General features: G+C 76.4%; 2 protein-coding genes. Both read right to left on the bottom strand.

Annotated features, from left to right (window positions below; genetic code table 11):
- Positions 1 to 52: 52 nt before the first annotated feature.
- On the bottom strand, positions 53 to 952 hold the full coding sequence (locus tag F6X68_RS32540) for a transketolase family protein (protein ID WP_151457819.1): 900 nt from the start codon (positions 950 to 952) through the stop codon (positions 53 to 55).
- A gap of 2 nt (positions 953 to 954) precedes the next feature.
- A complete protein-coding gene (locus F6X68_RS32535; RefSeq protein ID WP_151457820.1) occupies positions 955 to 1,626 on the bottom strand; it encodes a transketolase in 672 nt (223 codons plus the stop codon).
- Positions 1,627 to 1,639: the final 13 nt, after the last annotated feature.

Below are 1,639 nucleotides of genomic sequence, written 5' to 3'. Positions count from 1 at the left end.
ACCGCCGGCCTCCACGCCGCCGCGGCCGGCGTGACTCAGCGGCCGGCGTGACTCAGCGGCCGGCCGGCACCGGCGCCGCGTCCAGGAAGTTGGCGACCGAACGGCGCAGCCCGGTGGCGTCCAGCCCGTGCCAGCGGGTGTGGTCCTCGGCCGAGCCGTAGCGGCGCAGCTCCTCCCGTCCCACGCCGAGCGCCAGCAGCCGGTGCGGCCGGTCGGCCAGGGCCGCCGACACCACCCGGGCCGACGTGCCGGCCAGGTAGGGCTCCACCAGGATCACCGCGTCGCCGGCCAGCGCCCGCAGCCCCGCCGTGTCGAACGGCCGCGGCCGGTGGGTGTAGGCCACCGTCACGCCCAGGTCGGCCACCGCAGCCACCGCCGCGTCCAGCACCGGCCCCACCGCGACCAGCAGCGGTGCGCCCGGCCCCGCGTCCCGGACGACCCGCAGCGCGCCGCCGCCGTACGGCCGGGCGTTGTGCAGCGTGGACAGCCGCAGGTACGCCGAGCCGTCGGCGGCCACCGCGTCCCGCAGCAGCGCCGGCACCTCGTCGGGGTGACCGGGAACGTGCACGGTCCAGCCGTGCAGGGTGTCGATCAGCGAGACGTCGGCCGGCGACAGGTGGGTCCGGCCGGCGGCCGCCCGGTCGTACGACGCGCCGATGCTGACCAGCACCGCGCCCACGCCCTGGTGGTCCAGGTCGAGCTTGAGCTGCTCGTACGCCCGCTCGACGAGGAACGGGGCGTAGCTGTGCGCGATCGGCCGGAGCCCGGTCAGGGCGAGCCCGCCGGCCACGCCCACCAGCAGTTGTTCCCGGATCCCGACGTTGAGCACCCGGTCCGGGTGCCGGTACGCGGCCGGCTCGAACGCGTCGGCGGAGATGTCGGCCAGCACCAGGGCCGTACGCGGATCCTCCGCCAGCAGCGCGGTGGTGGTCTCGATGAAACGGTCCCGCACGGTCACTCCCCCTGGTCGACGACCGCGACGACGACGTGCGGCCGGTGGTTGTCGTGCCCGGTCAGGGCCGTGTGCAGGGCGTCGTGGTCGTGCCCGTCGACGGTGGCGGCGGTCCAGCCGTTGACGGTGAACCGGGCCGCGGCGCCGCCCGCCCAGCCGTGCGTGGCGGAGCTGTTGTCGACCACGATCGCGGTCAGGCTGCCCAGCCCGGTCGCTCCCGCGTACGCGATCGCCTCGTGGTTGGAGCCCTCGTCCAACTCCGCGTCGCCGAGCAGCACGTGCACCCGGGGCGTCAGCAGGCCCTGGGCGCGCAGCCCGAGCGCGGTGCCCACGCCGAGCCCGAGCCCGTGGCCCAGCGAGCCGGAGCCGATCTCCACCCCGGGCACCAGCACCCGGTCGGGGTGGTCGCCGAGCCGGCTGGCGGGCCCGCCCTGGTCGTCGAGCCAGTCGGCGGGAACGAACCCCTTCGCGGCGAGTACGGCGTAGTAGCCGGCCACGGCGTGGCCCTTGGAGAGCAGGAACCGGTCCCGCCCGGGGTCGTCGACGGTCTCCGGGGCGATCCGGAGGACCCGGTCGTAGAGCACCCAGAGCACGTCGACGGTGGAGCGGACGTTCGCGCTGAACTCCCGGCCCGCGCGCACCCGCTCGTACAGCGGCGCGACAGGTCCCGGCAGCGGCGGGGTGCCC

It is taken from the genome of Micromonospora sp. AMSO12t, from assembly GCF_008806585.1.
In the GTDB taxonomy this organism is placed as follows: Bacteria; Actinomycetota; Actinomycetes; order Mycobacteriales; family Micromonosporaceae; genus Micromonospora; species Micromonospora reichwaldensis.
Note: the sequence above shows the minus strand (reverse complement) of the source record. Positions and strands in the feature narration are given on the sequence as shown.